This window comes from Chamaesiphon sp., assembly GCF_041737865.1.
Classification (GTDB): Bacteria; Cyanobacteriota; Cyanobacteriia; order Cyanobacteriales; family Chamaesiphonaceae; genus Chamaesiphon.
In genome coordinates, this window is sequence record NZ_JBGSQZ010000074.1 from 1 (window position 1) to 12,264 (window position 12,264).

The following is a 12,264-nucleotide window of genomic DNA, read 5'->3' on the forward strand; positions in this document are numbered from 1 at the left end:
ATACTCTTACATCTTGCAACAATACCTAAGGACTAGATAACAGCAGAGATCTAATGGTACCCATTAAGCGGCGTTTTTATGCGGGGGTTCCCCCCGCATAAAAAAACGACAAGACAGGGGCACCCCTACACAGTTAACCTGTAGGGGTGCCCCTCGTGGGTACCCTGGATCTACACTAAACAATAGTATATTTAAACTGACACTACTCTAAATCGATAAGCCTAATTTCAGTCCCATCAACGCATGGACGACCATCAACACCATAATAGTACTCCCAAAATAGGCATGAACCTTACGCAGTTCTGGTTTATTACCACCGAACCCTGTAAAGGAAATTAAACTATTGATTGCTAGGAAAGTGAGGACAATAGTTGCTGTCAAAAAATGCGGACTCGCCATCACAGCATGTTTTTGGATGACTAAAGATAAGATCCCACCAGTCGCACCGATTGCCATAAAAGCGAACATTGCTGGCATTACCTGTCGATGCTTGGTTTTACTGTCCATCGCAGCTTGAGGATCGCTAGCTGTCAATATTCTCCCTTTCCATCCAGCATAAGCACCATATCCACCCATCGCAAACATCACAATACTCATAAAGAAGGGATGCCCCCAGTGGGTGAGCGGTTCGGGGAGATTGAGGGCGCGAAATTGACTCGCGATCGGTTCTAATAATTGTGTTAAATTTTCACCCATGATTCTGATACTATGCCGTGTTTAATAGTTATCGCGATCGCTATTGTACAAGGGGATCTGGGATCGGGGCTAGAGTGGCATCTGCAATGAGCGCAACTTTCACCGCTCGACTGAATTTAATCCTTCCATTGCCCATGTTACATAGGTACCGATCGGACTCCAGAGTAGATATGGAATCAATAGCAATGTTGCCGTACTCGAAATCGGGTAAACCACTATCGCCAGTATCAGCCCAATAAACCAGCCTACGGCACCAACAATGGTTCCGGCTCTGAGATTGCGAAACCAAAACATTGAGGGCGTATAGAGCATAATTGATACCTCTAGGAGTAGATATAATGCCATGATGCCCCAAGGTGGACTCGCGATCCTCGCTGCTTCCCAAACATTGTATGCCGACCACACGCCACAAATCAAAATCACCGTCCAAATCACTGGAATCAGCCCTTCAAATGTCAGCCATTGAGGACGGCGTTGACGATTGAACCAGCGATATCCTTCGGGAGTATTCAATCGCCCCAGCCCGAATGCCACTAATACCGCCACAACGCCAATTATCAGCCAGGATTTAATCATTAAGTTATGGGGGTTTCTTAGTGAGGAGACATCGGGTATTATGTGGCAATAATTCAGAGAGTAAGATTGTTGAGCCGAATGTAACCGCGTCGTCTTACCTGTCAAAATTCAAGTGTCAACTGCTTGCACTGAGCGGAGCCGAAGTGTCAACTATCTTTTAATATCTCTCTGACTCGCATTAAAGTCAAGCCGAGCTGATTTTTGCCAGTACCGTCCTTACCGCAGCCCCAATAGTAGTCATTGGGCGCGTTTTCGACGATCGATTCATCGCCAGTCCCGAGCAAAATCTCCCGAATATCCAGGTGGATCTGAAATTTGCACAACACTGCGCGAAACATGATTTCGTCTTTAACCTCTTCCCAATCACTGCGGAGTGGAAAGGTGCGTTTCCTGCCCAATTTAGCAGCATCATTTGGCGTCCGAATCGATCGAATTTGTTCGAGATAGGGCGTACCGATAAATTTCTGGGCTTGGAAGTAGTGTTCGGCGGTATACCACCACAATTTGTCCATCACAAATTCATGCTTGGAAAAGTTGGAGAAGCAACCATAAGGTACTTCTCGATCGGTATAAAAGTATATTGTCAACAGTGGCTGCCTTTGCTTACTAATCTGGTCGATCGATCTCAAACTATAGCAGTCGCACCAAATTTGTCAACTAATAAGTCGATTAGTACGCTATCTAAATCTGTTAGCGGGACTCCTTTCATTACTTTTTCACCAAGCTTGGCATCTTTGCCCACAGTACCGCCCATAAAGATATCCACAGCCTCAACGGTTTGACCATCCTTACGCACTTTAGCACCCATCAACCCAATATCAGCAACTTGAGGTTGACCGCAAGAATTGGGGCAACCAGTCCAATGAATCCGCACTGGTTTTGGCACATCAATTTTAGCTTCGACAGCATCAATGACCGATACTGCATATTGTTTGGTTTCAATCATTGCAAAGTTGCAAAATTTAGCACCAGTACAAGAGACGACGGTACGAGTCAGATTTCCTGGATTGACTTGGAATCTGTGGAGGATTTGTTCGCTTAATAATGTTGCTAATTTCGCATCGGCAACATGGGGAATCAGCACATTTTGTTCGACAGTAACGCGTAATTCTCCAGTTCCGTAGACTTCTGCCAATCGTGCTAGTTCAAACAGATCCGTTGCTTTGAGATGACCGACAGGGATATGTAAACCGACATAATTCAATCCTGCTTGTTTCTGAGGGTAAACGCCGATATGGTCGCGTTTATCCCATTCTATTTCATCTTTAGGCGCAGCAGATAATAAAGTTTTACCATGTACTAGCTCTGCTTCATTGCGGAATTTCTCAATGCCCCATTCGTCGATGAGAAACATCAGTCGAGCTTTCATGCGGTTGGCGCGTAGACCGTTATCGCGGAATAGCCGCAGGATACTCAAACTAAACTCGACGACTTCTTCAGGTGCCACCCAGACATTCATCGGCATCGCCGCATCGCATCGCTTACCAGAAAAGAAGCCCCCAACGAGGACATTGAACCCAAACACATCATCCTTAAATGCTGGAACGAATGCGAGGTCATTAATTTCCGCATGAACTGAGTTGTCTCGACAACCCGCGATCGCGATATTAAATTTGCGTGGTAAATTGCTAAATTCAGGATTCCCCTCGCCTTTATTGATAATCCGATCCTGCAATTCCTGAATCATCTCGCGAGTATCGTACAATTCTCCCGCTTCTAGCCCAGCGACTGGAGAACCAGTAATATTGCGGACATTATCCATCGCCGACTGCATACTGGTGAGTCCCACTGCTGCCATCTTGCGGAAGATTTCTGGTAAATCCTCAATCCTTAGTCCCCGAAGCTGAATACTCTGGCGAGTGGTCAAATCCGCACATCCATCATCCCCATAGCGTTGGATAATATCACCCAACACTCGCAATTGGTCGCTGGTAGCAATCCCACTCGGTACCCGCAATCGCATCATAAACTTCCCAGGAGTCACGGGACGAAAAAATACGCCCAACCACTTCAATCGATGCTCCCTGTCGGTCTCATCCATCGCTTCCCAGCCAATGCGTGCAAATTCATCTAGCTCAGTGATGAGGTTGAGTCCGTCTTTCTCTGATTTGAGTCTCTCAAACTTATTTTGGGTGGCTGGTGTGGCTGTTGTCATGGCAGTAATCCTTGCTAGCTTGAAGCGGCGCAGATCGGGTGTTGGTAAAATTTGACCTCGCGTATCATAACTTAACGGGAATAATCAGTAACTTTAGTATCTTTTGTTACAAAAACTCGGTTTAGGGCAATAACCGAGTTTTATTAATGCGGTTTTGTTTTGAGTTGGTAATCCTATGCGGGCATTTTTAGCATAAACCCGCCTTACCCGACCAGCAGATCTCAAATGGTTTCTGTAAAGGGCAATTACTCGATTGCCCTACTGTGTTGTCGATCTCGACCGCATTTTAGAATTTAGCGAATATCTCCTGTGCGACCCGATCGCAGACACCGCGATCTCCCAACGCTGCCCGCATTTCGGTATAATCAGCCAGCATTCGATCGCGTCGGTCTGAGTTTAAGAGTAGTTCGAGACTTTCTTGGGCAATCCGATCGGGACTAGCATCATCTTGCATTAATTCCGGCACGATCGATTTCATTTCGACCAGATTAGTTGGAGACATGTAGGGAATTGAGAATTTGACTACATGTTCGGCAATCCAAGCTGTGATCTTGCTGACTCGATAAATCACAACTTGGGGCACATTCAGTAGAGCTAGTTCCAAACTGACTGTGCCGCATTTTGTAATGGCTAAATCTGCTGCTGATAGGACAAGATCGGCATTTTCAGTTACTAACGTAGCGTTGATTTGATATGCTTGAATTTGACTTTCGATCTCTGCTTGAAAATCTGGACGGGAGAGCGGAATCCAAAAGCGAACAGCAGGTAATCGGTCTTGAATTTGACGAGCGGCTGCGAAAATATTCGGTAAGATATATTTTAATTCTTGTTGACGCGAAGCTGGAATCAGTGCGACGGCAGTTTCTTTATCGGTAATTCCCAATTTGTCGCGAGCAATTTCACGACTAGTTAGAGTTGCAACTCGATCGACTAATGGATGTCCGACAAATTTTGTTTTGGCTCCTTGTTTGGCAAAATATTGCGCTTCTACGGGGAAAACAGCAAAAATTTCATCGATAAAACTTACAATCAATTTGGCTCGTTTGTGCTGTCTCGGCCAGACCCAATCCTGAGGGGCAATATAAAAGTAAACTGGTAGATTCGGAAAGAGATTTTTGATGTATTTACCGATCGCTACATTTGGATCGACATAATCAATTAGGATCAGTGCATCTGGCGGATTGGTTTTTAAATACTGTTTGGCAAGACTGCGCGCTTGCAATGAGGGTCGCACATAAGCCAAGTGCTCGACAATGCCCATCGAACTAATCGATACGGTATCCGCCAGGATCTTCGCTCCGGCTGCCGCCATTTTGCTGCCACCGAGCGCGACGATATTGAGGTCGATACCTGACTTGGCGGCGAGTTGCTGGAGAGCGGTGACGAGTAATGCACCCTGAAGGTCGCCGGATACGTCTCCAGTGCTAATGAAGATGGTTTTCACAGGATGGTGGATGGTGGATGGTGGATGGTGAATGGTGGATGGCTTGCACTGAGCGTAGCCGAAGTGTGGATGGTGGATTAACAAAGAACAGAAGCTATGGCTTCGGGATTGAAATCTCCCACCTTTTAGGTGGATTATTGTTAGGGTGGCGTTGAAATCCACAGCATCGCAACCCAGTTATCAATTATCAATTATCAATTAATTACTAGCCAGTATTCACTCGCTTTTACGATCGATTGATTTGCCTGGAATCGGGCCTCTACGCTTGTTTTCATTTTTACCATCGATCGAGAGTCTCAAGAATCTTTGCAGGTGTTGAACGCTCTCATAACTGGGGAACAAATCCAATTCGTCTAGAGCTTGACCGATGGTTTTGTGTGAGTAGTAAATAGTCCGAAAAGCTTTTTTGAGAATCGCTTTTTCGGCTGGGCTGCATCCAGAACGTTCCAAACCGACTAGATTGAGCGCACGGACGCGTGCGGGAGTACCTTCGACGATCGTAAATGGTGGAACATCCCGCTGTATCCTCGTCATGCCACCAATCATCGATAATCTACCGACGCGGACAAATTGATGAATTCCCAGTACGCCACTAATGACGGCTTCTGATTCGACATACACATCTCCAGCCAGAGATGTGGCGTTGGCAATTTTGACATTATCCTCGATCGTGCAATTGTGAGCAATGTGGACATAAGCCATCAACAGGTTGTGATTGCCGATAGTGGTGGCTTCACCGATACCTGTGGCGCGGTTGATGGTGACATATTCGCGAATCCGATTGTAGTTGCCAATTTTAACCCAGGTTTCGCCGCCTTTGTATTTTAAATCCTGACTGTCTAGACCGATCGCCGCTCCCGGAAAAATCTGATTGCCAACCCCGATAATAGTCGGCCCCTCAATTATGGCATGAGCACCAACTGTCGTCCCAGCACCAATTTTGACATTTTCGCCAATAATCGCGTAGGGACCAATCTGCACAGTTGGGTCGAGTTCCGCGCTGGGATGCACCACAGCGGTAGGATGAATTCGTGTCATTAACATTGCTACTCCAGCCATCTTGTCATTATCCTGCCATTGGGTTGTCGGTGATGCAGATGCCTTGCTCATATGCTCGTTTGACAGTGGTGACACCAACTTACCGAACCGACTTGAATGGGTTGGGTGCTTGTTTCCATTTCCCTGAGTCATTATCGAACAATTTTGGTATTTTTTTTCACTATCTGCTGCGGAGATGGCATCAGCCTGTCAACAATGGGGCGATCGTAAGTTAGCCTCTAGGTAGTAGACTAGTTCCTCACTCACTATTATGCCCATGATTGAGAGTTGCTCACACGTCTGTTTGCTGTAGATCTATGTAGGCAAAGCCTCGATTCCGCAGAGCGGACGCTACGCGTTGGCGTTGGCGTAGCCTACCGTTAGGTACAGCCTGCGCTTTGCGCTTACGCTGCGATTGCCAATATGTTCGATTACACTTCTACTAAAGCAAACGAGAGATCTCCACTAGCAGCCAGTTGACCATCGACTTCAGCACGAGCGTGCATCTTGGCAAATCGACGCCGTTTGAAGGCTTGGAGTTCCACTGTCATAATTAATCGATCTCCAGGAACTACTTGCTGACGAAATTTTACTCGATCGATTCCAGTAAACACAAACAAACCCCCACTATATTCAGGGAGTTGGGTGAGGACAATTCCCCCCACTTGCGCCATTGCTTCAATAATCATCACCCCAGGCATGAGTGGATGTCCAGGAAAGTGTCCTTGGAAAAAGGGTTCGTTGAAGGTGACATTTTTTAAACCCACAGCTTTGGCTCCAGGTATATAGTCGATAATCTTATCAACTAAGGCAAAAGGATAGCGATGAGGTAAGAGCTGCTGAATCTCTTGGATATTAAAAGTAGTTTTAACTGGCTCTGCTAGATCTGGTTCTGCTGGCTCACTGACAGCGACAATAATATCTTGAGATCGATCGAGTGTAGTGGACATTAGACCTATATATTTAGTTATTTACTGACTGGTCGTTGGTTGATAAATGTACGTTGTGGATTGTTGGCTATATTTAATATCCCATTTCATGCAGCTTTTGTGCTAACTGGATATGTAAGTTGTGACTAGCCTTATAGGCGAGGAAATGTGCTTGGGGAAATTTGCCCAGCAGACTGAGATCGCCGATTAAGTCTAATAGTTTATGACGAGATGGCTCATTTGGGAATCGTAATGGCGGATTTAACCACTCGCGATCGTTACAAACTAGCGCATTATCTAAACTACCACCTTTAATCAATCCTGCCGATCGCAACTGTTCGATCTGATGGGCGATCGCAAATGTCCGCGCTGGCGCAATTTCGGTGCTAAAGTCCTCTTGGCTGGGCTGCCAACTATGCCACTGCTTGCCAATCGGAGCCACATCAAAATCAATGCCATAAGTAAATTGCAGCACTGGAGATGGTAAAGCGACGATAAAGATCTCGCCCTGCTGAATCCAGACAGGCGCGGTAAGTATTCCAGACGTAGCCATCTCCCTCTGTACTGGCTTCCTTCCCGCGCTAGGAAACTCCATTCGGCACTCCATGAGCCGATCTACCCAAACTCGCGCCGAACCGTCTAGCAGCGGTAATTCCGCCCCATCGATTTCGATCCGCACATCCTCAATTCCGAGTGCGGCTAATGCCGCGAGTAAATGTTCTACAGTCCGCACCGATGCGCCATTTGCCGTCAGTTCGGTGGAGAGGGTAGTTTGACTGACATTGGTAATATGCGCCGGAATTTGGGGGGCATCGGGCAGATCTACCCGGACGAAATAACGCCCCAGCCCTAGTGACGGCAAAATTCGTACGGTGGTAGTGACTCCAGAGTGCAGCCCCACGCCCTGGAATTCACAAATATCTGAAACAGTAGACATTACGCTGTAAGTTAAAATATCAAAACTGAAGTCGATGCGCCAACGCAGCGGATGCACTCCTCGAAAAACCCGATCGTGCAACTGCACTAGGCAGAGGCTCCGCCAACGGAGTTAATTATGACACGATCGATCCTGTTTTAATACCTGTCAGTAGTAGTATATCGATTGCCACAAACCAGCCAACTTCGTTGGCAATTTCATTTGTGGTTGTTAGCCAGTAGGTGGGTACTACCCACAGAGCATTTTGAGCCGAAGTAATCAGATTTCAAACCGTTCTATTCGATTACCGACCGTACGCTCCCCGAACGCAATCCCTTCACAAGTTGTTCGCAAGTGCCGGAGACAATCGACATCACGTCTGTTAACAATACACGAATCATTGAAGCGTCTCTGAGAGAGAATTGGATATCGAGCTAATAATTTAGATAATTAGATCGACAATATGTTGGTGGGCACTGTCCACCCTATAAAATTTAAATCGACTAACAACCCAATTATCAATTATCAATTAATTTAACGACAATTTATTGTCTCTAACTGCGCTATTTATAAGGCTTGCGTTCCTGTTGTAGGAAATCTATTGGCTCTTTCTTGTCGTGTCATTTCTAAAGCTTGTGGTTCTGTTGCGAAAATTGACAATTGTTTCCACCACCGAGCATAAAAGCGGGGAATTACTAAGGGCTGAGTTGCCAATTCTGAAAGTTCTAATGCTTGTTGGTAGGACGATAAAGAGATGTCCTCAATTAAATGTTGCTTGAATAATTCGATCGATCGAACCCTGAACTGTCGCTGAATCTGGCGTGTGCCCTGATTGAGACAGTCGGTACAGACATCGCCGACGATCGAGCCACTATCGTGACATAACATCGTCCGCAATCGCATACTAGAAAATGAGTGCTGGCAAGCTACACAGCATAATTGATAAGAACGATCGTCCAGTTTGTGTTCTAGTTGAATTTTCATAGTGACTGGTTTTTATTAATCTGCGATCGGAATTTTGTTAGTGTGCCAGACATTAATTGTTGCAGCGCACTTCTAGAATATCTGACAACCAAGATAGATGTTCAATAATTTTGCAATTCTCAACATCTACTCGATCGATTCGTAACATAAACCCAGTTATCGATTAAATTAATTATGTGGAATCGGTTTCAAACCTTCTTTGAGGCTATTCCAGATTTACTCATTCCCAAACCCTAGCAATTCGATCGCGGATACTCCTTCAAGCTGGGCGAGATCCCGACGATCGTTGGCGAAGCCTACCGGAGGTAATCGCGTCTCCCAGCCAATCCCAACCACTTCGCTGTCAACTGCTTGCACTGAGCGAAGCCGTTCGCGTTGGCGAAGCCTCTCGATAGAGAAGAGAAGTGTCAACTGTTTAACAGAGACTAGTCGCACTGACTCAGACTTCGCTAACTGGCAATGTGAGGGGTAAAAATCGATGTCCGTAGCATCTCTGATGAGTAGTCGGGGTACACTTTAAGATAATAGAGTCCTACAATATCTTCAGACCAATAAATAGTTAAGCAGTCTTATCTATATTTTCACAATAACTATGATAAGTCCCCCTCTCGATCGTCTTATGACTAGCCCCTTTCTCGCACGCCTCCATAGCCCCGAACGTCCCGTCATCGTCTTTGATGGTGCGATGGGTACCAATCTTCAAGTCCAAAACCTCACTGCTGAAGACTTTGGGGGTGCTGAGTATGAAGGTTGTAATGAATATCTCGTTCATACGAAACCCGAAGCAGTAGCCACCGTTCATCGGGACTTTCTATCTGCGGGTGCGGATGTGATTGAAACCGATACCTTTGGTGGTACCTATCAAACGTTGGCAGAATATGGACTAGAAGACAAAGTTTATTACCTCAATAAAACTGCTGCTGAACTAGCCAAAAAATGTACGGCAGAATTTTCGACACCTGAGAAGCCTAGATTTGTGGCTGGATCGATCGGCCCTGGGACTAAATTACCCTCGATCGGTCATATCGGTTATGAAGAGCTAGAACAAGCATACACCGAACAGGCTACGGGCTTGTACGACGGTGGTGTGGATCTATTTCTGATTGAGACTTGTATGGATGTGCTGCAAATTAAGGCAGCAATCAATGGATTGGAGCGGGTTTTTAAAAATAAAGGAGCCAGACTCCCGATTATGGTGTCGGCGACGTTTGAAAATCCTCAGGCGACGATGTTGTCGGGTAGTGATGTTGCGACATTGTTGACGGCATTGCAACCATTCCCGATCGATATTCTCGGCTTAAATTGTGCAACTGGGCCAGATTTGATGGCTCCCCATATTAAGCATCTGTGCGAACAATCGCCGTTTGTGGTTTCTTGTGTCCCAAATGCCGGATTACCAGAAAATATTGGCGGACATGCTCACTACAAATTAACGCCTGTCGAACTCAAATTGGCGATGTATAAGTTCGTCGAAGATTGGGGCGTGCAAGTGATTGGGGGTTGTTGTGGAACTCGTCCAGATCACATCAAAGCTTTAGCTGAAATTGGCTCGACACTCCAGGTCAAAGAACGGACTCCAGTATTTGAACCAGCGGCATCTTCGTTGATGTCAACCCAGCCTTATTTTCAAGATAATTCGTTCCTAATTATTGGCGAACGGTTGAATGCCAGTGGCTCGAAAAAATGTCGTGACCTCTTAAATGAAGAGAATTGGGATGGCTTAGTTTCTCTCGCTAAGTCGCAAGTTAAAGAAGGTGCCCACATTCTCGATATCAACGTTGATTACGTTGGACGTGATGGTGTTAAGGATATGCACGAGGTAGTTTCTCGTGTGGTTAATAACGTTAGTCTTCCCCTAATGTTGGATTCCACTGAGTGGGAGAAAATGGAAGCCGGATTGAAGGTGGCGGGCGGTAAATGTTTAATGAATTCGACCAACTATGAAGATGGTGAGGAACGCTTCTATAAAGTATTGGAAATAGCCAAGAAATATGGGGCGGGAATTGTCATCGGCACGATCGATGAAGAAGGCATGGCACGCACAGCAGAGCGAAAATTTGCGATCGCCCAACGGGCATATCGGGCGGCGGTAGAATATGGGATTCCGGCTTATGAAATCTTCTTCGATCCTTTAGCACTGCCAATTTCAACTGGAATTGAAGAAGATCGGGAGAATGGTAAAGCGACAGTCGAATCAATTAAAATGATTCGTGATAATTTACCACAATGTCACGTTCTATTGGGACTATCAAATATTTCCTTCGGTCTAAATCCGGCTGCTCGGCAAGTATTAAACTCGATGTTCTTGCACGAGTGTGTCCAGGCTGGGATGGATGCCGCGATCGTTAGTCCTAATAAAATCTTACCTCTGGCTAAAATCACCCCCGAACATCAGGAGATTTGTCAGAACTTAATTTACGATCTAAGACAATTTGATGGTGATATTTGCACCTACGATCCATTAGGTTTGCTCACCACCATGTTTGAAGGGGTGACAACCAAACGTGATAAAGCCGAAGATGATAAACTTCCCCTAGAAGAGAAACTTACCCGCCATATTATCGACGGCGAACGGGTAGGACTAGAAGCGAATCTGATGAAAGCGATCGAGAAATATCCACCCCTCGATGTGATCAACATTTATCTCCTGAATGGGATGAAAGTAGTCGGCGAACTATTCGGTTCGGGACAAATGCAACTACCATTTGTATTGCAATCTGCCGAAACGATGAAAGCTGCTGTTGCTCTGCTCGAACCCCACATGGATAAAGCCGATACGGGTACGAGTAATTCTAAAGGTAAATTCGTAATTGCTACCGTCAAAGGTGACGTGCATGATATTGGTAAAAACCTCGTCGATATCATCCTCTCCAACAACGGTTATGAAGTCATCAACATGGGGATTAAACAATCCGTTGAAGCGATTATTCAAGCCTACGAAACCCATAAACCCGACTGCATCGCCATGAGCGGACTACTGGTAAAATCCACCGCCTTCATGAAAGATAATCTCGAAGCCTTCAACGAAAAAGGGATTACAATTCCGATTATCCTTGGTGGTGCCGCTCTTACACCGAAATTTGTCTACAGCGACTGCCAGCAAGTCTATAAAGGGCAAGTAATCTACGGTAAGGATGCTTTTGCCGATTTAAACTTTATGGATGCTCTCATGCCCGCTAAACAGGGCAGCAAGTGGGACGACACAACAGGATTCCTTGATGATGATGGCAACCCGATTAAAGTCGCCGTAGAAGTTGAAGCACCTAAACAGCAGACAGAGAGTAAAGAACCAGTTGCGATCGACACCGTGCGATCGGAAGCGGTACCACTAGATATCGATCGACCTACACCACCATTCTGGGGTACCAAAATCCTCAAAGATGAAATCGCCCTCGAAGATCTATTCTGGCACATGGATCTCCAAGCCCTGATCGCCGGACAATGGCAATTCCGTAAACCCAAAGACCAATCTCGCGAAGAATACGACGCATTCCTCGCCGAAAAAGTCCACCCGATCCTCGAAGAG

General features: G+C 45.9%; 11 protein-coding genes. 1 reads left to right on the top strand and 10 read right to left on the bottom strand.

The window, feature by feature from the left end:
• Nucleotides 1-207 precede the first annotated feature (207 nt).
• The 10 genes from ACEW9J_RS05375 to ACEW9J_RS05420 form a co-directional block, all read right to left on the bottom strand.
• On the bottom strand, nt 208-696 hold the full coding sequence (locus ACEW9J_RS05375; RefSeq protein ID WP_373544109.1) for a DUF4079 domain-containing protein: 489 nt from the start codon (nt 694-696) through the stop codon (nt 208-210).
• A 99-nt stretch (nt 697-795) separates the two neighbouring features.
• The gene (locus tag ACEW9J_RS05380; protein ID WP_373544110.1) at nt 796-1,272 is read right to left on the bottom strand and encodes a TspO/MBR family protein; all 477 of its coding nucleotides are present in this window, start codon (nt 1,270-1,272) and stop codon (nt 796-798) included.
• Nucleotides 1,273-1,418: 146 nt separating this feature from the next.
• Nucleotides 1,419-1,859, bottom strand: coding sequence for an NADAR family protein (locus ACEW9J_RS05385; protein WP_373544111.1), 441 nt, complete (start codon nt 1,857-1,859; stop codon nt 1,419-1,421).
• Nucleotides 1,860-1,897: 38 nt separating this feature from the next.
• The gene (locus ACEW9J_RS05390) at nt 1,898-3,427 is read right to left on the bottom strand and encodes a ferredoxin--nitrite reductase (protein ID WP_373544112.1); all 1,530 of its coding nucleotides are present in this window, start codon (nt 3,425-3,427) and stop codon (nt 1,898-1,900) included.
• A gap of 286 nt (nt 3,428-3,713) precedes the next feature.
• Entirely contained in the window at nt 3,714-4,871 is a 1,158-nt protein-coding gene (gene lpxB / locus ACEW9J_RS05395; RefSeq protein WP_373544118.1) for a lipid-A-disaccharide synthase, read from the bottom strand.
• Nucleotides 4,872-5,087: 216 nt separating this feature from the next.
• A complete protein-coding gene (lpxA, locus tag ACEW9J_RS05400) occupies nt 5,088-5,930 on the bottom strand; it encodes an acyl-ACP--UDP-N-acetylglucosamine O-acyltransferase (RefSeq protein WP_373544119.1) in 843 nt (280 codons plus the stop codon).
• A gap of 410 nt (nt 5,931-6,340) precedes the next feature.
• A complete protein-coding gene (fabZ, locus tag ACEW9J_RS05405) occupies nt 6,341-6,859 on the bottom strand; it encodes a 3-hydroxyacyl-ACP dehydratase FabZ (protein ID WP_373544113.1) in 519 nt (172 codons plus the stop codon).
• Nucleotides 6,860-6,932: 73 nt separating this feature from the next.
• On the bottom strand, nt 6,933-7,775 hold the full coding sequence (gene lpxC, locus ACEW9J_RS05410; RefSeq protein ID WP_373544114.1) for a UDP-3-O-acyl-N-acetylglucosamine deacetylase: 843 nt from the start codon (nt 7,773-7,775) through the stop codon (nt 6,933-6,935).
• Between the two features lie 546 nt (nt 7,776-8,321).
• Nucleotides 8,322-8,738, bottom strand: coding sequence for a hypothetical protein (locus ACEW9J_RS05415; RefSeq protein WP_373544115.1), 417 nt, complete (start codon nt 8,736-8,738; stop codon nt 8,322-8,324).
• A 216-nt stretch (nt 8,739-8,954) separates the two neighbouring features.
• Complete coding sequence (locus ACEW9J_RS05420) at nt 8,955-9,149, bottom strand: hypothetical protein (RefSeq protein ID WP_373544116.1); 195 nt, start codon at nt 9,147-9,149, stop codon at nt 8,955-8,957.
• A 208-nt stretch (nt 9,150-9,357) separates the two neighbouring features.
• Between ACEW9J_RS05420 and metH the strand changes: the two genes are divergently transcribed.
• Nucleotides 9,358-12,264: methionine synthase (metH, locus tag ACEW9J_RS05425; protein ID WP_373544117.1), on the top strand; the 2,907-nt coding region annotated here is incomplete at its 3' end.

Coding starts and splice junctions, on each gene's coding strand:
- ACEW9J_RS05375 (WP_373544109.1), bottom strand. CDS start 696: ATGGGTGAAAATTTAACACAATTATTAGAACCGATCGCGAGTCAATTT.
- ACEW9J_RS05415 (WP_373544115.1), bottom strand. CDS start 8,738: ATGAAAATTCAACTAGAACACAAACTGGACGATCGTTCTTATCAATTA.
- ACEW9J_RS05380 (WP_373544110.1), bottom strand. CDS start 1,272: ATGATTAAATCCTGGCTGATAATTGGCGTTGTGGCGGTATTAGTGGCA.
- fabZ (WP_373544113.1), bottom strand. CDS start 6,859: ATGTCCACTACACTCGATCGATCTCAAGATATTATTGTCGCTGTCAGT.
- ACEW9J_RS05390 (WP_373544112.1), bottom strand. CDS start 3,427: ATGACAACAGCCACACCAGCCACCCAAAATAAGTTTGAGAGACTCAAA.
- lpxC (WP_373544114.1), bottom strand. CDS start 7,775: ATGTCTACTGTTTCAGATATTTGTGAATTCCAGGGCGTGGGGCTGCAC.
- lpxA (WP_373544119.1), bottom strand. CDS start 5,930: ATGGCTGGAGTAGCAATGTTAATGACACGAATTCATCCTACCGCTGTG.